Raw genomic sequence first — 24,181 nt, 5'->3', positions numbered from 1 at the left:
CAGGATCAAACTCTCCGTGAATGTTTACCGGTAATCCGGTCGACACACACGAGAGCGGAACGGTCGGAGGAATGATCCGACCGTTCACAGCGTCCTCGCTGTGTTATTTCAAAGGAACCTCGTCCCGGCCGAATGGCCGGAGACGGGGTATCAACATATCTGGCGTTGACTTTTGGCACGCTGTTGAGTTCTCAAGGAACGGACGCTTCCTTTGTACTCACCCTCTCGGGCTTTCCTCCGGGCGCTTCCCTTCGGTGTTTCCAACACTATCAGGCTTTTCCGGCCCCTCTGACCACCGTCCTGCGAGCACGCAGATGGCGATCCGAAGATAGGATCTGAAGAGTTGGGTGCCTGCCCGACAAGCACGCCGACACGGCGCCGCTCGTCCTCAGCAGGAGTTACGACTGTACACGGGCCTGCGGAACGGGTGCAAATCACTGGGGACTGTGGTCTAGACCTCTATTCGGAACACTCGTGCGGAACCGGTACTTCCTATGACATACCCTGCTGCTCAGTGTGCCGTCCGGGACAGGCAGTGACGGCCCGTACAGATCTCCATCACTGGGAGGCTTCCCATGACCACCGTCTCGTCCCCGCTTGCAGGACGCGCCATCGGACTGGCCGCCGTGCCGGATCCGGTCTTCTCCGGGGCCATGGTCGGCCCGGGCACCGCCATCGACCCCGTTCGGGAGCCGTCCGAGGCCGTCTCTCCCGTGGACGGGGTCATCGTCTCTCTGCACCCGCACGCGTTCGTCGTGGTCGACGACAGTGGTCACGGTGTGCTGACCCATCTCGGCATCGACACCGTGCAGCTGAACGGCGAGGGCTTCGAGCTGCTGGTGAACAAGGGCGACACCGTCGTACGCGGCCAGGCCGTGGTGCGCTGGGACCCGGCGGCCGTCGAGGCCGCGGGCAAGTCGCCGGTCTGTCCGATCGTGGCCCTCGAGGCGACGGCCGAGGCGCTCGTCGATCTCCGTGAGGACGGCGAAGTGAAGGCCGGCGAGAGTCTCTTCCTCTGGAAGTGACGGCAACGCCGTCGTAGGACGGCTGGTAGGACAACCACCGCGGCGGCGGGACCCGCCGCATTATCGGGACGGGTGAGATGGAGACAACGCTGCGAGGCGTCGGTGTGAGCCACGGTGTGGCGATCGGCGAGGTTCGGCACATGGGGACGGCGGTGCTCGAACCGCCGGCCAAGCAGATCCCGGCGGAGGACGCGGAGCGCGAGCAGGGGCGCGCCCGCAAGGCTGTGGAGGCTGTGGCGGCCGACCTGATGGCGCGCGGCAATCTGGCGGGGGGCGAAGCCCAGGCGGTGCTCGAGGCGCAGGCCATGATGGCCCAGGACCCCGAGCTGATGGCGGACGTGGAGCGGCGGATCGCCGTCGGCAGCACGGCCGAGCGCGCGGTGTACGACGCCTTCGCGGCGTACCGTGCCCTGCTGGCCGGTGCCGGTGAGTACCTGGCCGGCCGGGTCGCGGACCTCGACGACGTGCGGAACCGTATCGTCGCCCGTCTGCTCGGGGTGCCGATGCCGGGTGTGCCGGACAGTGACGAGCCGTACGTGCTCATCGCGCGTGACCTGGCGCCGGCCGATACGGCGCTGCTCGACCCGACGCTGGTGCTCGGTTTCGTCACCGAGGAGGGCGGGCCGACCAGCCACAGCGCGATTCTGGCGCGGGCGCTGGGCGTGCCGGCCGTGGTGGCGCTGCCGGGTGCCGGTGAGCTTCCGGAGGGCACCGTGATCGCGGTGGACGGCAGCACCGGCGAGATCTTCGTGAACCCCAGCGCGGAGAAGAAGGCGCAGATGGAGGCGGAGGCCGCCGAGCGCAAGGCCGCGCTGGCCGCCTCGACCGGGCCGGGCGCGACGTCCGACGGTCACCAGGTGCCGCTGCTGGCCAACGTCGGTGGTCCCGCCGATGTGCCCGCCGCGGTGGAGGCGGGTGCGGAGGGCGTCGGTCTGTTCCGTACGGAGTTCCTCTTCCTCGACGACAGCAAGAACGCGCCGTCCGAGGAGAAGCAGATCACCGCTTACCGGCAGGTGCTGGAGGCGTTCCCGGAAGGCCGGGTCGTCGTGCGGGTGCTGGACGCGGGCGCGGACAAGCCGCTGGACTTCCTCACCCCGGCCGACGAGCCGAACCCGGCGCTGGGCGTGCGGGGTCTGCGGACGCTGCTCGACCACCCGGAGGTGCTGCGTACGCAGCTGACGGCGCTGGCGAAGGCCGCGGAGGGGCTGCCGGTCCACCTCGAGGTCATGGCCCCGATGGTCGCGGACCGTGTGGACGCCAAGGCCTTCGCGGACGCGTGCCGTGAGGCCGGGCTGCGGGCGAAGTTCGGTGCGATGGTGGAGATCCCCTCGGCCGCGCTGCGGGCGCGCTCGATCCTTCAGGAGGTCGAGTTCCTGTCGCTGGGGACGAACGACCTCGCGCAGTACACGTTCGCCGCCGACCGTCAGGTGGGCGCGGTGTCGCGGCTGCAGGATCCGTGGCAGCCCGCGCTGCTCGACCTGGTCGCGCTGGCCGCCGAGGCGGCGAAGGCCGAGGGCAAGAGCTGCGGTGTCTGCGGTGAGGCCGCGTCGGATCCGCTGCTCGCGTGTGTGCTGACCGGTCTGGGCGTCACCTCTCTGTCCATGGGTGCGGCGTCGCTCCCCTATGTGCGGGCGACGCTGGCGAAGTTCACGCTGGCGCAGTGCGAGCGGGCCGCGGCGGCCGCTCGCGCGGCGGACAGTGCCGAGGAGGCGCGCAACGCGGCTCAGGCGGTGCTGTCCGGCGAGTAGGCCCGGCGAGGCCGTTACCGTCACTGTGGTGAGGGGCGCTCCACCTTCGGGTGGGGCGCCCCTCGCGTTCAGTGGTGGTGCCCCGGCGCGGGGATGTCCTCCCCCAGATCGGGGGGTGTGCCGTAGTCGACGTTGGATTCCGGGGAGATGAGGTCGCCGGACTCGACGTCGGTGCAGTAGGCGTCGAAGACCTCGCCGGCGGTGAGGGGGGTGAGGCCGTATCCGCGCAGGCGCCAGCCGTAGATGCGGTCCGGGTTGCCGGGGGCGCTGGTCCGCATGACCAGGCCGCCGGCGGTGTGGGTCGCGAGGCCGAGGGCCAGGACGGCGGTGAATTCCAGGGCGTCGGCTTCGTCCAGCTGTACGGCGCCGTCGGTGTCGTCGTCGGCGTGCAGGACGGAGGTGAGGGCTTCCGGTGTGGTGGAGACGCTGCAGACCAGGTGCCGGTGGCCCGCCGGGGCGGTTTCGAGGATGCGCGCGAGCAGGCGTGAGGCGCGGGTGAACGCGGCGCGGCCGAGGTCCTCGCCGCAGGTGGCGCAGGTGCCGAGGCGGGCCAGCAGGGTGGAGGCGTACTCCCAGGTGGCCTGACGGACGGCTTCGTCTACGAGGGTGGGGACGAGGTCGGCGAGGGGCTGTCCGTCGTAGGGGACGGTGGGGCCGTGGGCGGCGAGCTCGGCGGTGAACCGGGTGCGGGTGGCGGGGAGGTCGGGGTCGAGGCCGGCCGTCGAGCAGAACTCGGCGTAGTCCTCGGGGTCGAAGAGGGCGATCGTGGTGTGGGTGCCCTGGGAGGCTCGTGTCCTGAGCAGGGCTTCCACCTGCCTGAGGTAGGCGGCGTGGTCGTCGAAGGTGAAGCTGCGGTAGCGCCGCATGGCGCGGAAGTCGTGCTCGTCGGTGAGCAGTCCGATGGTGCCGGCGATTTCGCGGCGCAGGACGCGTCGCATCGTCTGGTCGGTGTGCGCCATGTCTTCCCCCTGTGCGCAGTCGATCAATGCTCACTCACCGTAACCGGCGGCACTGACAACGGGGGTCGGCGTGGGCGCGGGCCGGCCGCCGTCGTGCGGGCGGCCGGCTTGCCGGGGGCCTGGTCAGGCGCGTTTGCGGGCGAGGTCTTCGTAGAAGTGGAGCAGGTCGAGGTTGTCGATGGAGCCGGGGTTGACGGCCTTCTCCAGCGGGGTGCCCTGGAGGAGCCGCTTGACGGGGACCTCGATGCGTTTGCCGGTGAGGGTGTGCGGGACGCCCGGCACCTCGATGATCTCGTCCGGGACGTGACGCGGTGAGAGCTGTTCGCGGATGGTCTGCTTGATCCGCGTCCGCAGGGCGTCGTCGAGGGCGGCGCCGGGGACCAGGTGGACGAAGAGGGGCATCCAGTAGCCGCCGTCGGGCTGCTCGACGCCGATGACGAGGGACTCCCTGATCTCGGGGAGGCGCTCGACGGCCTCGTAGATGTCCGCCGAGCCCATGCGGACGCCCTGCCGGTTGAGGGTGGAGTCGGAGCGGCCGTGGATGACGACGGAGCCGCGTGAGGTGAGGGTGATCCAGTCGCCGTGCCGCCAGACGCCGGGGTAGGTGTCGAAGTAGCTGTCGTGGTAGCGGCTGCCGTCGGGGTCGTTCCAGAAGCGGACCGGCATCGAGGGCATGGGGTTGGTGACGACGAGCTCGCCGACCTCGTCGGTGAGGGGTTCGCCGTGCGGGTCCCAGGACTGGAGGTCGGTGCCCAGGCCGGGGGCCTGGAGCTCGCCGATGTGCACGGGGAGGGTGGGGACGGCGCCCGCGAAGCAGGAGCACACGTCGGTGCCGCCGCTCACGGAGGCGATCCACAGGTCCTCGCGCACCTCGTCGTGCAGCCAGCGGAAGCCGTCGGGCGGGAGCGGGGAGCCGGTGGTGGCGACGCACTCGATCCTGGAGAGGTCCAGGTCGCGGCCCGGGTGGACGTCCGCCTTGCGGCAGGCCATGACGTAGGCGGCGGAGGTGCCGAAGAGGGTGGCGCCGGTGCGCTCCGCGATGCGCCACTGGGCGTCCGTGCCGGGGAAGCCGGGGCTGCCGTCGTAGAGGACGATCGTGGTGCCGGTGAGCAGGCCGGAGACGAGGAAGTTCCACATCATCCAGCCGGTCGACGTGTACCAGAAGAAGCGGTCCTCGGGGCCGAGGTCGCAGTGCAGGCCGAGCTGCTTGAGGTGCTCGACGAGGATGCCGCCCTGGGACTGGACGATGGCCTTGGGCAGGCCGGTGGTGCCGGAGGAGTAGAGCACCCACAGGGGGTGGTCGAAGGGGACCTGCTCGAAGACGGGGTCCGTGTCCGCGGCCGTGAGGGCGTCCCAGGCGAGTGCGCCCTCGGGGGTGTCGGTGCCGAGCAGCGGGATGTGGACCACGGCGCGCAGCGTGGGCAGTTCGCGGCGCAGTTCGGCGACGGTGTCGCGGCGGTCGTGTTCCTTGCCGCCGTAGCGATAGCCGTCGACGGTGAACAGGACGACCGGTTCGACCTGCTGGAAGCGGTCCAGGACGCTGCGGGCGCCGAAGTCGGGGGCGCAGGAGGTCCAGACGGCGCCGACGGCGGCGGTGGCGAGGAGTGCGGTGACGGCCTGGGGGATGTTCGGGAGGTAGCCGCTGACGCGGTCGCCGGGGCGGACGCCGAGGGCGCGCAGTTCGGCGGCGAGGGAGCCGACCTGGCGGCGCAGCTGCGACCAGGTGACGGGGGTTGTCTCGTGGGTCTCGTCGACGTACAGGAGGGCCGGTTCGTCCGCGCGGGTGGCCGCGGCGCGCAGGGCGTGCTCGGCGTAGTTCAGGGTGGCGCCGGGGAACCACTGGGCGCCGGGCATCGAGCGGTCGCCGAGTACGCGCGCGTAGGGGGTCGAGAAGCGTACGTCGAACCACTCCGCGACGGCTTTCCAGAAGGTGTCCAGCTCGTCGACGGACCAGCGGTGCAGGGCGGCGTATCCGCCCTCGGCGGGGGCGCCGTGGTGTTCGGCTGCCCAGGTCTGGAACCTGGTGATCCGTGCCTGCGCGATGCGCTGCGGATCGGGCTGCCAGAGCGGCTGGAGGTTCGTGGTCGACATGGGGCGGCTCCCGGACTGTGCGCGTCGTGTGCGTCCTCCGCGCACGGGCTGGGGTGTGCGCGTGACGCGGCTGACACGGACGATGCCATGTGATCGACTCCCGCACCAGGGTGCGCCCCACATAGTCGGTGTCGTGAAGATGTGGTCCTGTCACGGGTGAACGGCAGTTGAACGCGGCCCGCGCGGAGGGCGGTCGGTGGCAGGGTGAGCAGCATGGACGGTCGTGACCTGGTGCGTTCGATGAAGGCGTTCGGTTCCGCGGGACCGGCGCAGGGGTTGCGTACCGTACGGGCGGCGTGGCGCAGGCGGCGTGCGGATGCCGTGGGGCTGCCGCCGCGTGGGGCGGAGCGGGCGCGGGTGCCGGGGGCGCTGCGGGAGGTGGAGCCCGGGCCCGGGGGTGGCGTGATCCGGTTCGGCCGTTCGGAGCTGCGGATCCTCGTCGCCGTGAACGGGGCGGTGTTCTGGGGCTGGGACGGGGCGGCGCCGGAGCCGTCGTACGCGTTGGCGGGCCGCTGTCCGGAGCCGGATCCGCGGGCGGTGCTGGAGCCGGACAAGGACGGCGGCCGGCGGGTGGTGGCCGAGCGGGTGACGGTGGCCGTGTCGCGGCACGGCGCGGTGGAGGTGCGTACTCCGGGGGGTGTGGTGCTGCGCCGTGAGCTGCCTCCCCGGTGGTGGGAGCCGGCGGCTGGTGGTCCCGCGCGCTGGACGCAGCGGTCGGAGGTGGCGGCGGACGCCCGGTTCTTCGGGCTGGGCGGGCGAGCCTCGGGGCCCCGGCTGCGCGACGGCACGTACCGGCTGTGGAACACGGGGCCCGGCCCGGCCGGTCCCGCTCCGGGTGACGCCCCGGCGTCCGTGACGATGCCGGTGCAGCTGGTGGTGGCCGACGCGGGGACGCACCTGGTGTTCCACGACAACGCGTGGGACGGCTCGGTGACCTTGCGGGAGGGCGAGGAGGGTGCGGGGTCGGGGCACGACCGGCCGGGCAGGAGTGTGCTGCGGATGGACGGGGGGCCGCTGCGCTGCTGGGTCATGGTGGGGACCCCCGCGCGCGTGCTGCTCGCCTGGGCGTCGCTGACCGGCGCTCCGACGCTGCCGCCCGCGTGGGCGCTCGGTCATCATCACGGGCGGCGCGATGTCGGCGACGAGCAGGAGCTGCGGCGGGTCGTCGCCGGCTACCAGGAGCGTGATCTGCCGCTCGACGCCGTGCATCTGGACGTCGACCACCTCGATGCCCGCCGGGTGTTCACCGTGGACGAGGAGCGGTTCCCGAAGCTGCCGGTTCTCGCCGAGGAGCTGCGGCGGGACGGGATCCGGCTGGTGTCGGTCGTCGATCCCGGGGTCCCGGCCGGGTCCGGGCATGCCGCGTACGACAGCGGGGCGGAGGCGGACGTGTTCGTGCGGGGTGCCGCCGGGCCGGTGGTGCGGGGTGTGGGGTGGCCCGGAGAGGTGGTGTTCCCGGACTTCACGGACGCGCGCGTGCGGGCGTGGTGGGGCGGGCTCTGCGCGGAGCGGCTGGAGCGGGGGTTCGCCGGGTTCTGGCACGACCGGGACGAGCCGGTGTCGTTCGCCGCGTTCGGGGAGCCGACGCTGCCCCGTTCGGCGCGGCACCGGCTGGAGGGGCGCGGTGGTGACCATCGGGAGGCGCACAACGTGTACGCGCTGTGCATGGCCAGGGCCGGGTACGAGGGCCTGCGGGAGCTGGTGCCCGAGGAGCGGCCGTTCGTCCTGTCGCGCTCGGGGTGGGCCGGGATGCAGCGGTACGGGGGTGCGTGGACCGGGGAGCCTGCTTCCGGCTGGCCGGGGCTGCGGGCGTCGCTGGCGCTGGTGATGGGGCTCGGGCTGTGCGGGGTTCCGTACTCGGGGCCGGACGTGGGCGGGTCCGGGAGCCGTCCGTCGCCTGAGCTGTATCTGCGGTGGTTCCAGTTGGCCGCGTATCTGCCGCTGTTCCGTACGTACGGGGGTGCGCGGGCGGGGTTCCGCGAGCCGTGGGAGTTCGGTGCGGAGGTGCTGGAGCACGTGCGCGCGGCGTTGGTGGAGCGGCGGCGGCTGTTGCCGTACTTCGTGACGCTGGCGCATCTGGCCCGGCGTACGGGCGCGCCGTGGGTGCGGCCGCTGTGGTGGTCGGCGCCGGAGCAGCGGGCGTTGCGGGACTGCGAGGACGCGTTCCTGCTGGGCGACTGCCTGCTGGTGGCGCCGGTGCTGGACCCCGGCGCGGACGGGCGGGCGGTGCAGCTGCCGCGGGGGCGCTGGTACGACACGGTGACGGAGCGGGCGTACGAGGGGCCGGGGCAGGTGCTCGTGCAGGCTCCGCCGGACCGGATTCCGGTGTTCGCGCGCGCGGGGGCGGTGGTTCCGGTGCGTGGGGAGGACGGCGGGGTGGAGCTGGAGGTGTGGGCGCCCGCCCGGGGCCGGGCCGGGGGCGGGCTGGTCGTGCCGGACGCGGGGGACGGCTGGGAGGAGGCGGAGACCGAGCGGTACACCGTCCGCTGGGAGGGCCGGCGGGTGGTGGTGGAGCGGGAGGGAGAGGACGGCGTGAGTGCGCCGTCCCGTCCGGTGCGCGTCCGTGGGCTGGTGGAGGACTCGGCTCAGATGTAGCGGCCTTCGAAGAAGGCGCGCACGGCCCGGGTGTGGAGGGGGAAGGCGAGTTCCTCGGCCTGGCGCAGGAGGTGCCAACCCTCGGTCTCGTCGGTGGCGGCCGAGGTCGGGAGGCTCTCGGCGGGCCGCTCCGGGAGGAGGCCGAAGAGCAGCAGGTGACCGTCGGGCGAGCTCATGGCGTCGGCAAGGCGTACGTCGCGGCTCGCCGCGTCGATGCCCGTCTCCTCCTTGAGTTCGCGGACGACGGCCTGCCGCCAGTCCTCGCGGTCGTCGATGTAGCCGCCGGGCAGGGCGACGCCCCCGCGCGCGGGGGTCACGGTGCGGGTGATGACGACCAGGGCGGTGCCCTTGGTGTCGTACACGGGCTGGAGGGCGACCGCTACCGGCAGCGGGTTGCGGTAGGCGGTGGCGCCGCACGCGAGGCAGGTGCGGGGCCAGCCGGAGACGCCCTCTCCGTAGGGCGTTCCGCAGCGCGAACAGTGGGAGTCCGGCGCGGAGTTGGGAACGGAGGTATGAGTTTCGGACACGCGGCGGACTGTATCCGATCACGGAAGGGGCGGCTCCGGCGGGCGGCTCAGTGGCGGCCGGACAGTGCCTTCGCGGAGACCGGGAAGTCGAAGTAGGTGTCCGGGTAGGGCTCGGGCTTGTAGGTGAAGTGCCACCACTCCTCGGGGAGGTTGACGAGACCGGCGTCCTCCAGGGTGGTCTTCAGCAGCAGCCGGTGGGCTCGCTGGGTGCCCTGGACGCGGGGGTCGAGGGTGTGCGAGAGGGTGTCGAAGCAGTCGTAGCCGGTGCCCATGTCGACGGAGTTGTCGGGGAAGCGTTCCTGCTGGGGTGCGAAGCAGGGGACCAGTGGCTGTCCGGGGTGGTACGGGCGGGTGGGCTTCGCCGGGAGCTTCACGATCGTGAGGTCCATGGTCGAGCCGCGGCTGTGGCCGGACTTCTCCGCGATGTAACCGTCGTCGAACAGGCGGGTCTTGTCGACGTTCGGGTAGAACTCGGCCTTCATCCTCTGGTCGTCGAGGTCCTCGGCCCACCGGACGAAGTGGTCGACGGCGCGTTGCGGCCGGTAGCAGTCGTACACCTTGAGGGAGTAGCCCTGGCTCAGCAGCCGGGTCTGGGCCCGGTGGAGGGCCTGGGCCGCGGGTCGGGTGAGGATGCACAGGGGCCGGCGGTAGCCGTCGATGCGCTCGCCGACGAAGTTGTGCGAGGTGGTGTAGCGCATGTCCTGGATGATCGTGGGGTCGACGCTTCTCAGGGCCACGAAGTCCTCGGGCGCCTTGGGTTCGGGGCCCGCGGCCCGGGCGGTGGCGGGCGCGGTGGTCACAGCGAGCAGGGCGGCGAGGGTGGTGACCAGTCCGCGCAGGACGGTGGAGAGTCGTGTCATGTCCCCTGCATCTATCAGGCGGGGGTCCCGCGACGGAAGCGGTCGGACGATCACTTGTGCCGGCACGCTGCGTGATCGCGTCGGAATCCTACGTGAACGTCGCATGAACTGGGCCTGGGCGGACGCCGGTGGCGCCATCATGCTCGCGTGCGCTCCTGGACGGATACTCTCCGCTTCGCCTTCCAACCGGTGGTCAACCTGATGACCGGCGGGGTCGCGGCGCTGGAGATACTGGCCCGCCCGGAGACCGGGGACGTGCTGGCGGAGGCCCGTCGCAATCCCGGACTCGACGGCCGGCTCGCGGTGGCGGCGTTCCGCGCGGCGGTGCGGAAGGAGACGCTGCTGCCGCTGCACGTCAACGTGTTCGCCGGCACGCTCGCCGACCTCGGCGGTCTCCGCCTGTTGCGCGACGCGGTGCGGGAGTCGGGACGCCTGCCGTGGGAGGTGACGATCGACATCGGGCCGCCGTACACGCACGTACCGCACCGGGCGCTGCTGGAGGCGGTGGCCGCCTTGCGTGAGCAGGGCTTCCGGATCTGTGCGGACGGTGTCGGGGACGGTGACGTGCCGCTGCGGCTGCTGGCGGACCTGGCGCCGGAGCTGGTGAAACTCGACGCGTCGCTGCGGGCCCGGCCGGCGGCCGTCCGGGCCGCGCGGACGCTGTGCGACGAACTGGGGGCGCTGCTGTGCGTCGAGGGCGTGGAGACGGAGCTGCAGTGCGCCGCCGCGCGGTCGGCCGGGGCGCAGCTGGCGCAGGGCCATCTGTTCGGTCCGCCCGCGCGGCTGCCGGCGGCGGACGTGTACGTGCCGCCGCGGAACTCGGGTGGCGCCGGCCTGCCGCCGGTCCCACGGTCGGGCCCTTCGGTGCGGGAGTTCGTCCGGCCGGCCGCGCTGCTGCCCGCGACCGCCTCCGCCGGGCAGGTGCGCGCGCTGCTGACCGGGGCACCGGACGTGTCCGGGGTGGTGCTCGTGGACCGGGACGGGGTTCCGGTGCGGTCGGTGCACCGGTCCCGGTTCCTGCTGTCCATGTCGGGGCGCTACGGGCACGCCCTGTACGCCGACCGGCCCGCGGCGAAGCTCGGTGACCCGCCGCGGACGGTGGGCGTCGGCGCCACGGCCTGGGAGGTCCTGGACGTCGTGGCGGTCGGCGGTCCCGGGCGCACGTCGGACGACGTGGCCGTGGTCGACACGCACGGGCGGTGCGTGGGCGTCGTACGGCTCGCGGATCTCGTGCGGGCGCTGGCCGAGAGCCGGGTGGAGGAGGCGGCCGGACTCAATCCGCTGACCCGGCTGCCCGGTTCGGACGCGATCACCGGTGAGGTGGACCGGTGGATCGCGGACGGGCGGCCGTTCGCGCTGAGCTGGCTCGACGTGGACGACTTCAAGCGGGTCAACGACGGGGCCGGGTTCGCGGCGGGCGACGAGCTGATCCGGGCGGTCGGGCGGGCGCTGCAACAGGAGGCGTCGGGGACCACGCGCGTGGGGCACATCGGCGGCGACGACTTTCTGGTGCTCGCCGTGCCGGAGGAGCTGGATCCGCTGGCCGACCGCCTGCTGGGCGGGGCGTGGTCGGCGGGCGGGCGGCCCGTGACGCTGTCCCTGGCGACGGTCGTGTGCGCGCCGGGCAGTGTGCCGGACCACCGGCGGGCCGCGGCCTGTCTGGCTCCGCTGAAGAAGGCGGCGAAGGAGCTGTACGGGGCGAGTTGGGTACTGGGACGGGCCGGGGTGCCGGGGCACGAGGTACGGCGCGGCTCGGTGCGGGCGCCGGCGTCGGCGGGGTGAGGGACGGCGGCGGCGCGAAGCGCGGTCCAGTGGTCGCGCGGGCTCGTACGGGGCTGGCTCTGGGTGTCGGCAGAGGGACGGGAGTCGGAGGCAGGGGGACGGGCAAGAGCCGGGGCGGCAGGCGGAGGCGTGCGCGGGCCGACGGATGGACGGACAGGAACCGGGACGGCAGTCCAGGGGTGCGCGAGCCGACGGGTGCCGGCAGAGGCACGGGCAAGAGCCGGGCGGCAGGCTGAGGCGTGCGCGGGCCTACGGATGGACAGGCAGAAGTCGGGCGGCAGTTGCGGGGCGCTCGCGGGTCGGGGCGTGTCCGCAGGGTGGTGTTGCGTGGTGGCCGGTCCGTGTCGCGGGATCGTGGGCGGCCGGTGATCGACGGGGTGATCCGGCCGGGTGACGGTCGGGAGGCCGGCCGGCGGGTGCCGAACCGTTGCCGTCGGCTGCCTTGACGCTCCCCGGGTGCCGGTCGACACTTCCGGTGTCGGTCGGCATCGCCGTACATCTCGGCGCATTCCGGTGCGCGCCGGGCGGGCCCTGCGCCTCGAGGCCCACTCCCCCACGGGCGGTTCGACTGCGACGGCACGCCCGTGGCCCCTGCCCGCCCGGCGGAAGACGCCACGGGAATCGCACGCCGCACCACCCTGCTTTCGGGGACCAGGGCCTAGGAGCCGCCATGAGCAATGGAGACATCTTCGTCGGCGAGACCATCGGCACGGCGATCCTCATCCTCTTCGGCGCGGGGGTCTGCGCCGCCGTCACGCTCCGGTACAGCAAGGCGCGGGCCGCGGGGTGGGTGGTGATCGCGTTCGGCTGGGGGTTCGGCGTGCTGGCGGGCGCGTACACCGCCGCTCCGCTCTCCGGCGGGCACCTGAACCCCGCCGTCACCCTCGGGATCGCCGTGGACACCGGCGAGTGGGGCAAGGTCTGGGTCTACCTGCTGGGTCAGCTCGTCGGCGCCATGATCGGTGCCGTCCTGTGCTACCTCACCTACTTCGCCCAGTTCCAGGCCAACGTGCGCACGACGGGCACGACGGAGGGCACGGCGGACGAGCCGGTGCCGACCCTCGGGATCTTCTCCACCATCCCGGAGATCCGGCACCCGGTCGCCAACCTGGTCACCGAGATCATCGCGACCGTGGGGCTCGTGCTGCCGATCCTCGCGTTCGGGCTGACCGAGGGGCTCGGCGAGTCCGGGACGCTGGTGCTGATCGTGTCCCTGCTCGTCGTCGGCATCGGACTGTCGCTCGGCGGGCCGACCGGCTACGCGATCAACCCGGCGCGCGACCTCGGCCCGCGCATCGTGCACACCTTCCTGCCGATACCGAACAAGGGCACCTCCGACTGGGGTTACGCCTGGATTCCGGTGGTCGGCCCGCTGATCGGCGGGGCGCTCGCCGGTCTCCTCTACAACGTCGCCTTCTGATCCACGGCACGGGCACGGCCCAGCAGTCCTCTGAACCCAGCCCAAGGGATGGCCATGACGGAGCATGCGAAGTACGTCGCCGCGATCGACCAGGGCACCACCTCCAGCCGCTGCATCATCTTCGACCAGGACGGCGCGATGGTCGCCGTCGACCAGCGCGAGCACCGCCAGATCTTCCCCAGGCCCGGGTGGGTCGAGCACGACGCCACCGAGATCTGGTCCAAGGTGCAGGCCGTGGTCGCCGGAGCGCTCGCCAAGGCCGGACTGCGCGCCGACCGGCTCAGCGCGCTCGGCATCACCAACCAGCGCGAGACCACGGTGCTGTGGGACCGCGCGACCGGCAAGCCGGTGCACAACGCCATCGTCTGGCAGGACACCCGCACCGCGGCCCTGTGCGGCCAACTGGGCGGCACGGACGGGCAGGACCGCTTCCGCGAACAGACCGGGCTGCCGCTGGCCAGCTACTTCTCCGGGCCGAAGGCCGCCTGGCTGCTCGACGACGTACCCGGTCTGCGGGCCCGGGCGGAGCGCGGTGAGATCGCCTTCGGCACCATCGACTCCTGGCTGATCTGGAACCTCACCGGCGGCACCGACGGCGGGCGGCACGTCACCGACGTGACCAACGCCGGGCGCACCATGCTGATGAACCTGCAGACCCTCCAGTGGGACCCGGCGATCCTGTCGGCGATGGACATCCCCGAGGCCGTGCTCCCCGAGATCAGGTCCTCCGCCGAGGTGTACGGCACCGCCGTCGGACAGCTCGCCGGGGTGCCCGTGGCCTCGGCCCTGGGCGATCAGCAGGCCGCCGTGTTCGGACAGGCCTGCTACGACGTCGGAACGGCCAAGAACACGTACGGCACGGGCAGCTTCCTGCTGCTCAACACCGGGAACAGGCCGGTGCCGTCGAAGAACGGGCTGCTGACGACGATGGGCTACAAGATCGGCGACGAGGCTCCCGTGTACTGCCTGGAGGGGTCGATCGCCATCACCGGCGCGCTGGTGCAGTGGTTCCGCGACCAGCTCGGCATCATCCGCACCGCCGACGAGATCGAGCCGCTGGCGGCGAGCGTCGAGGACAACGGGGGCGCCTACATCGTGCCCGCGTTCTCCGGACTGTTCGCGCCGTACTGGCGGTCCGACGCGCGCGGAGTCGTCACCGGGCTCACCCGGTACGTCACGAAGGCGCACCTCGCACGAGCGGTGCTGGAGGCGACGAGCTGGCAGACGCGCGAGGTCGTGGACGCCATGTACCAGGACTCCGGGGTGCCCATCACGACGCTGAAGGTCGACGGCGGAATGACGCGGAACAACCTGCTGATGCAGCACCAGGCGGACGTGCTGGGCGTGCCCGTGATCCGGCCGAGGGTCTCCGAGACGACGTGCCTGGGTGCGGCGTACGCGGCCGGGCTGGCCACCGGCGTGTGGAACGGCCTGGACGAACTCAAGGCGCACTGGCGGCGGGACGTCGAGTGGACACCCGCCATGGACGCGTCCGTACGGGACCGCGAGTACCGCAACTGGCGCAAGGCGGTGGAGAAGAGCTTCGGCTGGATGGAGGAGGACGGCGACGCTTAGGGGCGCGCGGGCGCGGCCGGCACGCGCGCGTGGAGGGCCGGGTTCAGGTGGCGACGGGCCGGCGCCGGTCCGCCGCCTGGGCCATCGCGTGCTGGACGACGCCGACGAGGACCTCCTTGACCGACTCCCGGTCACGGGCGTCGCACATCACCAGCGGCACGTCGGTGTCGAGGTCGAGGGCCTGGCGCACGGTCTCGGCCGGGTAGCGGGCCGAGCCCTCGAAGCAGTTGACGCCGACGACGAAGGGGATGGAACGCCGCTCGAAGTAGTCGACGGCGGCGAAGCAGTCCTCCAGGCGGCGCGTGTCGGCGAGGACCACGGCGCCGAGGGCGCCCTCGGACAGCTCGTCCCACATGAACCAGAACCGCTCCTGCCCGGGGGTGCCGAACAGGTAGAGCACCAGGTCCTCGCGCAGCGTGATCCGGCCGAAGTCCATCGCCACGGTGGTGGTGTGCTTGCCCTCCACACCACTGACGTCGTCGACGGGGCGTCCGGCCTCGGTGAGCAGTTCCTCGGTGCGCAGCGGTCTGATCTCGCTGACCGCGCCGACGAGGGTGGTCTTGCCCACGCCGAAGCCGCCGGCCACGAGGATCTTGAGCGTGACGGGCTCGACCGGCGGCTTGCCGCGCTGAGAACGCCCGAAGATCATCGATCTCTTCTCCTTACCTGCCCGCGGGGCCGCTCCGGGGTGCCCGCGGGACCGTTTCACAGTGCGCGCAGGCCGTTGATCACGTCGCGCAGAATGTTCTCGTCCGGTAGTTCGGCCGGGGGCACCGGCCGGTTCACGTGGACGAGCTCGGCGTCGACGAGGTCCCCGACCAGGACGCGTACGACGCCGACGGGCAGGTCGAGTTCGGCGGCGAGTTCGGCGACCGACTGCGGGGTGTCCCGGCACAGGCCGACGATGTCCACGTGCTCCGGGGCGAGCGTGACGTCCGCCTCCGGGTCGTCCGCGTGCGGTTCCGGCACCACCACCGCGATGAGGTCGAGGCGGTGCTGGGCCGTGCTGCTGGTGCGGCCGCGCGTCATGGCGTACGGACGGACGACGGGGCCGGCCTCGTCGTCGAACCAGTGGTGTGCTCCCTGACCGTCTGCGCTCATGTCATCCCACTTACCCACCCGAGGGCAGATCGGTGCGCGGGGCGGTGCCCAGATGCACGCCGACCCGCTTGACGAGGAGGGTCATCTCGTAGGCGACCTGGCCGACGTCGGAGTCGGCGTCCGACAGGACGGCGAGGCAGCTGCCGTCGCCGGCGGCCGTGACGAACAGGAAGGCGTCGTCGAGTTCGACGACCGTCTGCCGGACGCTGCCCGCCTCGAAGTGGCGGCCCACGCCCTTGGCGAGGCTGTGGAAGCCGGAGGCCACGGCGGCCAGGTGTTCGCTGTCCTCCCTGGTCAGGTCCTTGGAAGCGCCGGTCGCCAGGCCGTCGCCGGACAGGACGACGGCCTTGCGGATGCTCGCGACGCGGTCCACCAGGTCATCGAGGAGCCAATTGAGCTCGCCGGACCTGGTCTCGGCGTGGCCGGTCGCCTTCGGTGCGGTCATCGACCGTCCCCCTTAGTCGTTCGGTGTGGTGCTTGTGGTGCCTGCGACGCTTGTGGCGTCTGTGGTCGTGGTGCGTCTGGTCGTGCGGCGTCGGAACCGGCGTCGCCCGAGGCGTTCTCCCTGCGGCCGCGCTGCCAGCCGCGCTGGAGGGAGGCCATGCGGCTGCGCACCTCCTCGGCGTCCCGGTCGGACGGGTCGGGCCGCTCCTCGGCGGGCCGTTCGGCGCTGCGCTTGAGCTGGGGGGCCAGGTTGGCCTGCCGCACGCGCCGGGGCAGTGCGCTGCCGTCGGTGCCCGGCCCGGAGTCGTCCGGAGCGCTGGACGTGAGCGGTGTGCCGCGGCGCCGGGACGGGAGGGACGGCAGCACGTCGGGCTCCGGGCGGCCTGGGGCGCGGTCGGTGTCGCGACCGGTCTCGCGGTCGGTTTCCCGGTCGGTGGCAGGGGGCGGGGCCGGGGCCTCCCGTCGGCCGCGGACCGGCAGCGCGGGGGCCTCACCGGGTTCTGCCGGCCGCTCCGTCCGGCTCCCGGCGTCCGGCGCGGCCGTGTCGTCCGCACGGTCGCGGGAGCCGCGCTCGGGGACGGGGCGTCCGTGCGAACTGACCAGCTTGGGCGTCCGGCGGCGGGGCAGCGGGACCGGGGCGTTCGGGTCGCCCTCGGCATCGGGCCGGTCCGCGCTTCCGGGCCGTTCCGAGGCTCCGGGGAACCGGTCCGGGCCGGCCGGTCGTCCCGGCCCCTCGGTGTCCTGGCGTCGCCGCTCGCCACGGCCGATCACCGGGTCGTCCTGCGCCGGGGTGAGGGAACGACGTGACCGGAAGAGGCCGCCACGCTCGCTCTCCTGGTCACCGAGCCCGCCGGGGAGGTCGTCGAGGGCGTCCAGGTCGACGGGCGCCTCCAGTTCGACCGGTCCGTCCAGCAGCGGGGCCGGCCGGCCCGGGAGCCGGACGGGAACGTGGGCGAGGGCGGAACGGCGGCTCTCCTCCCGCTCCTTCTCCTTTGCGCGCTGCGGCCGGTCGAGGCGGAATCCGACGCCGTTGGTGTCGGGCGCGTCGTCGGTGAGCAGTGCGTCGGGGACGAAGACGACGGCGGTGGTGCCGCCGTACGGGGAGGGCTGGAGGGAGACCCGGACGTTCTGCCGCTGGGCGAGCCGGCTGACGACGAACAGGCCGAGCCGGTCGGTGTCGGACAGCTCGAACTCCGGTGTCTCGGCGAGCCGGAGGTTGGCGTCGAGAAGGGCCTCGGCCGCCATGCCGAGGCCGCGGTCGTGGATCTCCAGGGTGAAGCCGTTGGCGACCCGCTCTCCCAGGACCTGCACGGCGGTGTGCGGCGGCGAGAACACCGTGGCGTTCTCCAGGAGTTCGGCCACGAGGTGGGTGAGGTCGGCGACGGCCGGCCCGGTGACGGCGATGCGGGGCAGCCGGCGGACCTCGATGCGCTCGTAGTCCTCGACCTCGGCGACGGCGGCCCGCACGACGTCCATGAGCTGGACGGGCTTGCGCCACTGGCGGGACGGGGCGGCGCCGGAGAGGATGACCAGACCCTCGGCGTGCCGGCGCATGCGGGTGGTCAGGTGGTCCAGGCGGAACAGGTCGGCGAGTTCCTCGGTGTCCTCGGTGCGTCGCTCCATGGTGTCGAGCAGGGTGAGCTGCTTGTGCAGCAGGACCTGGCTGCGGCGGGCGAGGTTGACGAACACCTCGGAGACTCCGGCGCGCAGCTCGGCCTGCTTGACGGCGGCCTCCACGGCGGCACGCTGGAGCGTGTTGAGGGCCTGGCCGACCTCACCGATCTCGTTCTTGTCGTACTCCAGGCGCGGCACCTCGGTCTCGACGTCGACCTGTTCGCCCGCCGAGAGGCGGCGCATGACGCTGGGCAGGCGGACTCCGGACGCCTCGTGGGCCTCCAGGCGCAGCTGCCTGAGGTCGCGGATGAGGGCGCGGCCGACGCGGACGGACAGGAAGAGGGAGAACAGCACGGCGATCAGACCGAGCGCGCCGGCGACGACCGCCTTGGTGATGACGTTCATCGCGACCGGCCGGACGCGGTCCTGGTAGCGGTCGGCGGCCTGGTCGTCGAGGTCGCCGAGCTCGTCGAGGACGCTCCCGGCGGCGGTGTCCCAACTCTTGGCGGTGACGCCGTGGGGCAGGCCGTCCTCGGTGGAGACGGCCGCCTCCTCGGCGACGCGCAGGGGGGCGGAGGAGGCGTTCTTCCAGAAGCGCTCGTACCGGCCGCGTTCCGTGGCGGGCAGCAGCGGAAGGTTGCTTTCGTACAGCACGGTGCGCTGCGCCACGAGGTCCGAGACGTCCCGTGTCTCGCTCCGGGTGAGCCTGCCGGTGACGAGGGCGGAGCCGAGCAGGGCGTCCTCGCGGGAGAGCAGTTCGCGGGCGCGGGAGACGTTGACGAGTGCGCGGTACTGCTTGTCCAGGCCGACGTCGTCGACGACGTGCAGGTTGGCGAGCAGCGCGTGGCAGGGGTCGACCAGGCGGTTGTAGAGGCCGAGTGCCTGTGCACGGTCGACGGTGCCGTCCTCGACGCTGCGGCGCAGGGCGTCGATGCCGTCGAAGGCGTCCAGGACCGCGGTCAGGCGGTCCTCCTCGGGGGCGCCGAGCGCGTCGCGTACGTCGGGGTTCGCGGCGTTGCGGCGGATCTCGGCGACGGCCTCGTCGGTGGCGGTGCGGCTGCGGTGCAGGGCGGAGAGGCCGTCGGAGGCGCGTGGGTCGGCGAGATGGACCAGGGTCTGGCGGCGTTCCTGCTGGAGTACGCGGACGGTGTCCTCGACGGGGTAGCCGACCTGTTCGACGAGGGTCGACACGTTGAACAGCCGGCCCGCCTCACGTCCCGTGAGCACCGTGGCGAAGGCCCAGATCGTGGTCAGGGACACCAGCGGCACGAGAAGCAGCGCCACGATCTTCCGGCGGATCGACTTCCCGCGAAAGCGCATGGCCTCCCCCAGCTGGACCCCCACCGGAAGGGGGTACACATGTGCGTCAACAAACGGCGCGAGCCTACTACCGACGCACAGGTAACTCGAAGACCCGTCCGGAAGGCGAACTTCCGCACCGGCGGCCGGGGATGGTCAGTTGTCCGGTCATTGCGGGAGATTGCCTCCCGGGTTCCGGCGGGCGGCGCGGGACCGTGTCCGTGGAGCACGGCGGGCGGATTGGCCGAAATTTTTCGACTGCCGGGGTTTTCCGGGAATCTTGGCAGGCCGTGGTTCGTCGTTCTCTACGGGAAATGGAGGCGGAATCGGCCACAGGAGCCGCATCCCGCCTCCGCGCGGCGTAAAGCGACGCAAGCCGGGCAGCCAGAGGGGAGCCGGGTCTTCGGACGCGGGTGGGCGGTCTGCAGGCGGTGGGGAGTGACATGGTGATGGGCACGGCGGAGCGGCGCAAGGCGCCCGGGGACGCCGGGGCGGCCGAACCGGCGGGAGCGGGTCCCGGGGTGACGGATCGCGACATTCCGGCGCCCGGGCGCGCCGTGGAGGGGACGGAGCAGGAGAGAGGGCGCGAACCGCAGCCGGTCTACCGGCAGTTGTGGACGGACGAGCCTGCGCGGCGGCGCCGGCTGCCGGATCCGGTACGGACGGCCGCGGTACGTGCGGTGCTCGTCGTCGCCGTGACGCTGATCCTGGCCATGGTGGCCTTCCTGTGCACGATGGCCGGATCCTGGCTGGCGTTCCCGATGGTGATCGGCAGCGTGGCCGGCACGGTGGTGGCCACCTGGGGCGTGCTCGACGTGTGGGTGACGCGTCAGGTCTGGAACCAGCGCCACGGTGTGGTGTCGATGCCGAACAGCACCGCGCGGGCGATGCGGCGCGAGCGGCGCCGGGCGCGGCGGCAGGCGCGGACCGCCGAGCGCGGCCAGGATCGGATACGCGGGCGCGGTGGCGCGGGACAGTTGTCGCACCCCTGAGGGGCCGTACCGGCCGTTCAGTTCGCGGCGGGCTGCGCCGGGGCCACTGCCCGGGCGAGTTCGCGCCGGGCCCGTGCGAAGGGGCGCGGCCGGTCCACGGAGAGCACCGCGGTCGTGCGGCCGTCCCGTTCGTAGCGGGCGAGGAAGCCGTCCTCGGCGGGCGCCCCGTCGGTGATCCCGCCCTCGGTGATCCGGACGGTGTCGCCCTCCTGACGCCGGCCGGCGAACTGGATGCGCGCGCCGTACTGGTCGGACCAGAAGTACGGCACCGGCCTCAGGCTCTCCACGGTGCGCCCGGCGAGCAGGTTCGTCACGGCGACCCGGGGCTGTTCGGTCGCGGAGGTCCAGTGCTCCGCGCGCGTGCCGCCGACGCGGGCCACGTCGCCGACGGCGACCACCTCGGGCAGGGCCGTGACACATCCGTCGTCGCACAGGACGCCGTCGTGCAGGGCCAGTGCCGAGCCCGCCAGCCAACTCGTGTTGGGGGTGGCGCCGATGCCGACGACCACCACGTCCGCCGGGAGGGCCCGGCCGTCCGCGAGGGCCACCGCGGTGACGGCGTCGGTGCCGTGCAGTGCGGCCACGGTCGCCCCGGTGACCAGGTCCACGCCGCCGCGGCGGTGCAGCGCGGCGCACACGGCGGCCATCTCGGTGCCGAGCGGGGCGACGAGCGGGAGCGGGGCGGCCTCGACGACGGTGACGGCGTGGCCGAGGGCGGCGCAGGAGGAGGCGGTCTCGGCGCCGATGAACCCGCCGCCGATGACGACGACCCGGCGCGGGCCTCGGGTGAGTTCCTCGCGCAGGGCGCGGGCGTCGTCCAGGGTGCGCAGCGTGTGGACGCCGGCCAGGCTGTCACCGGGCAGGCGCCGGGCCGAGGCACCGGTGGCGATGACGACGCCGTCGGTGGACACGGTGCGGCCGTCGCCGAGGAGCACGGTGCGGCCCCGGGGGTCCAGGCCACGGGCGCGGACGCCGAGCAGCCACTCGGCGTCCAGTGCGGCGGTTTCCTCGGCGTCGGTGAGGGCGAGCCGGTCCTCGTCGGCCCGGCCGGTGAGGAAGTCCTTGGAGAGAGGAGGCCGGTCGTAGGGGCGGTGGGGTTCGTCGCCGACGACCACCAGCCGTCCGTCGAATCCCTGGGCGCGCAGTTCCCGGGCGGCGTAGAGGCCGGAGAGCGAGGCGCCGACGACGGTCACGGTCCTCATGCGGCGCTCCCCTCCTCCGCGGCGACATGGACGTGGATCACGCCGTCGTCGACGCTGACGCGGTGGGTGCGCACGGGGCGGCGGGCGGGCAGGCAGGTCGGCAGGCCCGTGCGGAGGTCGAACGAGGCGGCGTGCAGCGGGCATTCGACCAGGCAGCCCTCCAGCCAGCCCTCGGAGAGCGAGGCGTCCTGGTGGGTGCAGGTGTCGTCGATGGCGTAGAGCTCGCCGTCGTCGGTGCGGAAGACCGCGATGGGCGGGGTCGTCGCGATGCGGACGGACTCGCCCTCGGGGAGGTCTTCGAGGCGGCAGACGGGAATCACGGGCCCCCCTCTCGGTCCGGAACGCGCGGCTCCCGCGGGATCCGCGTCCTCGGTGACGGCGCGATCCGCTCGAGGCGCGCACCCTTCCGGGATCCGGACTCTTCGGTAACATGATGTTTCACATGACGCACTGACAAGCGCTGTGCGCAACAGAATCCGGGCGGGCGACCGTGACGTCAAGGGTTTCCCGCAGATGCGGTCCGAACGGGGCCGCCAGGTGGTGAGAGTTGAGCCATGACCCGCACGCAGAAGCAGTCCGAGCACGGTGACGAGCAGGTGGAGAACGCGGCGGAACCGGTGCACTCGGGACCCTCGGGAAAGCAGAACGGCAGAGGCGCGGCGAGCTCGGTCCAGTCGGTGGACCGCGCGGTGAGCGTGCTGGAGATCCTCGCCCGGCACGGCGAGGCGGGTGTCACCGAGATCGCCGACGAGCTGGACGTGCACAAGTCCACCGCGTTCCGGCTGCTCGGCGTCCTGGAGAACCGCGGCCTGGTGGCCCAGGAGAAGGACCGCGGCAAGTACTACCTGGGTGCCGGCGTACTGCGCCTCGCGGGGGCGGCGGCAGTGCGTCTGGACATCTCCCAGGAGGGCGTTCCGGTCTGTCGCGAACTCGCCGACGAACTCGGGGAGACGGCCAACATCGCCGTCCTGGACGACGACGCCGCGGTCAACATCATGCAGGCCCGCGGCACCGCCTCGGTGACCGCGCAGAACTGGCTCGGCCGACGCACACCGTTGCACGCCACCGCCAGCGGGAAGGTGCTGCTCGCCCATCTGCCGCCCACCCTGCGCGAGGGCCTGCTGGCCCGCCCGCTGCACCGGTTCACGGAGCGCACCGTGACCGGGGCGGCGGCGCTGCGCGGCGAGCTGGAGACGGTGGCCCAGCAGGGGTACGCGATCACGCAGGAGGAGCTGGAGATCGGGCTCGCCGCCGTCGCCGCGCCCGTCCGTTCCCACGAGGGCAAGGTGATCGCGGCGATCAGCGTCTCGGGCCCGGTGTACCGGCTGAGCCCCGACCGGCTGCCGGAGTTGGCCAAGCGCGCCCTGGCGGCGGGGGACGAGCTGTCCCGCCGGATGGGATACGGCGACTGACCCGGCCGGGGCCGGGCGGGTGCGACCGCGGCGCGGGACCGGAGGACCGGGGACTCCCGGGGCTTCCAGGTCCCGCGCCGCGGCGCGTTCTGCCGTGTTCCGCGCTACGCGCGCTCTTTGCCAAGGGTTGGACCGCACCTCTTGACGACCCGTCGGCGGCGTTCCCACTATGTTCCTCATCGCGCAACCCATCGTGCAAAGCGCAACAGCAGAGGAGCTTGTCGTGCCACACGAGGTCCGTGCCGTGGTCGCGGTGAAGAAGGGCGCACCCGTCGAGGTGCAGACGATCGTCGTCCCGGATCCGGGGCCCGGAGAGGTGCTCGTGGCCGTGCAGGCCTGCGGGGTGTGCCACACGGACCTCCACTACCGGGAGGGCGCGATCACGGACGACTTCCCGTTCCTGCTGGGCCATGAGGCCGCCGGCACGATCGAGGCCGTCGGCGAGGGCGTCACCGGCCTGAAGCCGGGTGACTACGTGGTCCTGGCCTGGCGTGCGCCCTGCGGCGACTGCCGTTCCTGCCGACGGGGCCGCCCCTGGTACTGCTTCGACTCCCGCAACGCCGCCCAGCGGATGACCCTGCTGGACGGCACGCCGCTCACCAGCGCGCTCGGCATCGGTGCGTTCGCCGAGAAGACGCTGGTCGCGGCGGGGCAGGCGGTGAAGGTCGACCCGGCCGCCCGCCCCGAGGCGGCCGGTCTGATCGGCTGCGGGGTGATGGCCGGTTACGGGGCGGCCGTCAACACCGGAAACGTCGGGCGCGGCGACTCGGTCGCCGTCATCGGCTGCGGCGGCGTCGGCGACGCGGCGATCGCGGGCGCCTGTCTGGGCGGCGCCATGAAGGTCATCGCCGTCGACATCGACGACCGGAAGCTGGACCGCGCGGAGCGGTTCGGCGCCACGCACACCGTCAACTCCCGGGGCACGGACCCGGTGGAGGCGGTCAGGGCGCTGACCGACGGGCACGGCGTGGACCTCGCGATCGACGCGGTGGGCCGCCCGGAGACGTTCCGGCAGGCGTTCTACATGCGCGACCACGCGGGTCTGCTGGTCCAGGTCGGCGTCCCCGCCCCGGAGATGAGGATCGAGCTGCCGCTGATCGACGTGTTCTCCCGCGGGGGCGCCATCAAGTCGTCCTGGTACGGCGACTGTCTGCCGAGCCGTGACTTCCCGTTCCTCATCGACCAGTACCTGTACGGGCTGCTGGACCTGGGCGCCTTCGTCACGGAAACGATCGCGCTGGACCGGGTGGAGGAGGCGTTCACGAAGATGGACCGGGGGGAGGTGCTGCGCTCGGTGGTGGTGCTGTGAGCGGCCGGTTCACCGGCGGCACGCTCTCCCACGGCACCCTCTCCCACGGCGGCCCGGCACGGCCAGGGCAGCACTATCGCCCCCGAACGGCCCCCGCGTCCCCGCACCCTGAGCGCCGCCGACGTCCCAGGCCCCGGCGCGGGCCGGGCTCTGCTCCGTCCGGCCCCGGCTCCGCATCGGCCCCCGACCCACCTCACTCCGGCTCACCCCGCTCCGGCTCACCCCG

At 72.7% G+C, this 24,181-nt stretch carries 19 protein-coding genes; 9 read left to right on the top strand and 10 right to left on the bottom strand.

The annotated features are described in order from the left end of the window. Positions 1-575: 575 nt before the first annotated feature. A complete protein-coding gene (locus tag IEZ05_RS15800; protein ID WP_161163384.1) occupies positions 576-1,025 on the top strand; it encodes a PTS sugar transporter subunit IIA in 450 nt (149 codons plus the stop codon). Between the two features lie 77 nt (positions 1,026-1,102). Beyond that, positions 1,103-2,773 carry a phosphoenolpyruvate--protein phosphotransferase gene (gene ptsP / locus IEZ05_RS15795; RefSeq protein WP_189230722.1) on the top strand — a complete coding sequence of 557 codons (1,671 nt, stop codon included), beginning with the start codon at positions 1,103-1,105 and terminating at the stop codon, positions 2,771-2,773. A gap of 68 nt (positions 2,774-2,841) precedes the next feature. Here the strand turns inward: ptsP and IEZ05_RS15790 are convergent, their stop codons facing one another. Together IEZ05_RS15790 and IEZ05_RS15785 are read right to left on the bottom strand one after the other, a co-directional pair. After that, positions 2,842-3,732 (bottom strand): hypothetical protein, encoded by an 891-nt coding sequence (locus IEZ05_RS15790; protein ID WP_189230721.1) that lies wholly within the window; start codon positions 3,730-3,732, stop codon positions 2,842-2,844. 123 nt (positions 3,733-3,855) lie between these two features. After that, the gene (locus IEZ05_RS15785) at positions 3,856-5,823 is read right to left on the bottom strand and encodes an acetoacetate--CoA ligase (protein WP_189230720.1); all 1,968 of its coding nucleotides are present in this window, start codon (positions 5,821-5,823) and stop codon (positions 3,856-3,858) included. A 213-nt stretch (positions 5,824-6,036) separates the two neighbouring features. On the opposite strand from IEZ05_RS15785, the gene IEZ05_RS15780 reads away from it, so the two are divergent. Next, positions 6,037-8,418, top strand: coding sequence for a glycoside hydrolase family 31 protein (locus tag IEZ05_RS15780; protein ID WP_189230719.1), 2,382 nt, complete (start codon positions 6,037-6,039; stop codon positions 8,416-8,418). Here IEZ05_RS15780 and IEZ05_RS15775 read toward each other — a convergent pair. Both IEZ05_RS15775 and IEZ05_RS15770 read right to left on the bottom strand, forming a co-directional pair. Then, positions 8,409-8,945, bottom strand: a complete 537-nt coding sequence (locus IEZ05_RS15775) for an NUDIX domain-containing protein (RefSeq protein ID WP_189230718.1) — start codon at positions 8,943-8,945, stop codon at positions 8,409-8,411. The genes IEZ05_RS15780 and IEZ05_RS15775 overlap by 10 nt on opposite strands. 47 nt (positions 8,946-8,992) lie before the next feature. Continuing rightward, complete coding sequence (locus IEZ05_RS15770; protein ID WP_189230717.1) at positions 8,993-9,805, bottom strand: M15 family metallopeptidase; 813 nt, start codon at positions 9,803-9,805, stop codon at positions 8,993-8,995. Between the two features lie 147 nt (positions 9,806-9,952). Here IEZ05_RS15770 and IEZ05_RS15765 point away from each other — a divergent pair, with 147 nt between their 5' ends. The 3 genes from IEZ05_RS15765 (at position 9,953) to glpK (ending at position 14,582) form a co-directional block, all read left to right on the top strand. Further along, positions 9,953-11,587: a GGDEF domain-containing protein gene (locus tag IEZ05_RS15765; RefSeq protein WP_189230716.1), complete on the top strand. Its 1,635-nt coding sequence runs from the start codon at positions 9,953-9,955 to the stop codon at positions 11,585-11,587. A gap of 670 nt (positions 11,588-12,257) precedes the next feature. Continuing rightward, entirely contained in the window at positions 12,258-13,007 is a 750-nt protein-coding gene (locus IEZ05_RS15760) for an MIP/aquaporin family protein (protein ID WP_189230715.1), read from the top strand. A gap of 54 nt (positions 13,008-13,061) precedes the next feature. Further along, positions 13,062-14,582: a glycerol kinase GlpK gene (gene glpK / locus IEZ05_RS15755; RefSeq protein ID WP_189230714.1), complete on the top strand. Its 1,521-nt coding sequence runs from the start codon at positions 13,062-13,064 to the stop codon at positions 14,580-14,582. 43 nt (positions 14,583-14,625) lie between these two features. Here glpK and IEZ05_RS15750 read toward each other — a convergent pair whose 3' ends face one another. Genes IEZ05_RS15750 through IEZ05_RS15735 form a run of 4 tightly spaced genes read right to left on the bottom strand, consistent with a single transcriptional unit; the run spans position 14,626 to position 19,061 of the window. Beyond that, positions 14,626-15,231, bottom strand: coding sequence for a GTP-binding protein (locus tag IEZ05_RS15750; RefSeq protein ID WP_189230713.1), 606 nt, complete (start codon positions 15,229-15,231; stop codon positions 14,626-14,628). A 56-nt stretch (positions 15,232-15,287) separates the two neighbouring features. Further along, on the bottom strand, positions 15,288-15,683 hold the full coding sequence (locus tag IEZ05_RS15745; protein WP_189230712.1) for a DUF742 domain-containing protein: 396 nt from the start codon (positions 15,681-15,683) through the stop codon (positions 15,288-15,290). Positions 15,684-15,693: 10 nt separating this feature from the next. Further along, a complete protein-coding gene (locus IEZ05_RS15740) occupies positions 15,694-16,128 on the bottom strand; it encodes a roadblock/LC7 domain-containing protein (RefSeq protein WP_189230711.1) in 435 nt (144 codons plus the stop codon). After that, positions 16,125-19,061 carry a sensor histidine kinase gene (locus IEZ05_RS15735; RefSeq protein WP_189230710.1) on the bottom strand — a complete coding sequence of 979 codons (2,937 nt, stop codon included), beginning with the start codon at positions 19,059-19,061 and terminating at the stop codon, positions 16,125-16,127. Before IEZ05_RS15735 ends, IEZ05_RS15740 begins: the two co-directional genes overlap by 4 nt. 422 nt (positions 19,062-19,483) lie before the next feature. On the opposite strand from IEZ05_RS15735, the gene IEZ05_RS15730 reads away from it, so the two are divergent. Beyond that, positions 19,484-20,032: a hypothetical protein gene (locus IEZ05_RS15730; RefSeq protein WP_189230709.1), complete on the top strand. Its 549-nt coding sequence runs from the start codon at positions 19,484-19,486 to the stop codon at positions 20,030-20,032. 17 nt (positions 20,033-20,049) lie between these two features. Here the strand turns inward: IEZ05_RS15730 and IEZ05_RS15725 are convergent, their stop codons facing one another. Further along, complete coding sequence (locus IEZ05_RS15725) at positions 20,050-21,234, bottom strand: NAD(P)/FAD-dependent oxidoreductase (RefSeq protein ID WP_189230708.1); 1,185 nt, start codon at positions 21,232-21,234, stop codon at positions 20,050-20,052. Continuing rightward, entirely contained in the window at positions 21,231-21,554 is a 324-nt protein-coding gene (locus IEZ05_RS15720) for a bifunctional 3-phenylpropionate/cinnamic acid dioxygenase ferredoxin subunit (protein ID WP_189230707.1), read from the bottom strand. Before IEZ05_RS15720 ends, IEZ05_RS15725 begins: the two co-directional genes overlap by 4 nt. Before the next feature lie 234 nt (positions 21,555-21,788). On the opposite strand from IEZ05_RS15720, the gene IEZ05_RS15715 reads away from it, so the two are divergent. Both IEZ05_RS15715 and IEZ05_RS15710 read left to right on the top strand, forming a co-directional pair. Beyond that, a complete protein-coding gene (locus IEZ05_RS15715; protein ID WP_229869719.1) occupies positions 21,789-22,646 on the top strand; it encodes an IclR family transcriptional regulator in 858 nt (285 codons plus the stop codon). Positions 22,647-22,869: 223 nt separating this feature from the next. Next, the gene (locus tag IEZ05_RS15710; RefSeq protein WP_189230706.1) at positions 22,870-23,955 is read left to right on the top strand and encodes an S-(hydroxymethyl)mycothiol dehydrogenase; all 1,086 of its coding nucleotides are present in this window, start codon (positions 22,870-22,872) and stop codon (positions 23,953-23,955) included. The last annotated feature ends 226 nt before the right edge of the window (positions 23,956-24,181 follow it).

The organism is Streptomyces flaveolus, from assembly GCF_014648815.1.
In the GTDB taxonomy this organism is placed as follows: Bacteria; Actinomycetota; Actinomycetes; order Streptomycetales; family Streptomycetaceae; genus Streptomyces; species Streptomyces flaveolus.
Note: the sequence above shows the minus strand (reverse complement) of the source record. Positions and strands in the feature narration are given on the sequence as shown.

Coding starts and splice junctions, on each gene's coding strand:
- IEZ05_RS15790 (WP_189230721.1), bottom strand. CDS start 3,732: ATGGCGCACACCGACCAGACGATGCGACGCGTCCTGCGCCGCGAAATC.
- IEZ05_RS15800 (WP_161163384.1), top strand. CDS start 576: ATGACCACCGTCTCGTCCCCGCTTGCAGGACGCGCCATCGGACTGGCC.
- IEZ05_RS15715 (WP_229869719.1), top strand. CDS start 21,789: ATGACCCGCACGCAGAAGCAGTCCGAGCACGGTGACGAGCAGGTGGAG.
- IEZ05_RS15760 (WP_189230715.1), top strand. CDS start 12,258: ATGAGCAATGGAGACATCTTCGTCGGCGAGACCATCGGCACGGCGATC.
- IEZ05_RS15770 (WP_189230717.1), bottom strand. CDS start 9,805: ATGACACGACTCTCCACCGTCCTGCGCGGACTGGTCACCACCCTCGCC.
- IEZ05_RS15740 (WP_189230711.1), bottom strand. CDS start 16,128: ATGACCGCACCGAAGGCGACCGGCCACGCCGAGACCAGGTCCGGCGAG.
- IEZ05_RS15745 (WP_189230712.1), bottom strand. CDS start 15,683: ATGAGCGCAGACGGTCAGGGAGCACACCACTGGTTCGACGACGAGGCC.
- IEZ05_RS15780 (WP_189230719.1), top strand. CDS start 6,037: ATGGACGGTCGTGACCTGGTGCGTTCGATGAAGGCGTTCGGTTCCGCG.
- IEZ05_RS15735 (WP_189230710.1), bottom strand. CDS start 19,061: ATGCGCTTTCGCGGGAAGTCGATCCGCCGGAAGATCGTGGCGCTGCTT.
- IEZ05_RS15730 (WP_189230709.1), top strand. CDS start 19,484: ATGGTGATGGGCACGGCGGAGCGGCGCAAGGCGCCCGGGGACGCCGGG.
- ptsP (WP_189230722.1), top strand. CDS start 1,103: ATGGAGACAACGCTGCGAGGCGTCGGTGTGAGCCACGGTGTGGCGATC.
- IEZ05_RS15785 (WP_189230720.1), bottom strand. CDS start 5,823: ATGTCGACCACGAACCTCCAGCCGCTCTGGCAGCCCGATCCGCAGCGC.
- glpK (WP_189230714.1), top strand. CDS start 13,062: ATGACGGAGCATGCGAAGTACGTCGCCGCGATCGACCAGGGCACCACC.
- IEZ05_RS15750 (WP_189230713.1), bottom strand. CDS start 15,231: ATGATCTTCGGGCGTTCTCAGCGCGGCAAGCCGCCGGTCGAGCCCGTC.
- IEZ05_RS15725 (WP_189230708.1), bottom strand. CDS start 21,234: ATGAGGACCGTGACCGTCGTCGGCGCCTCGCTCTCCGGCCTCTACGCC.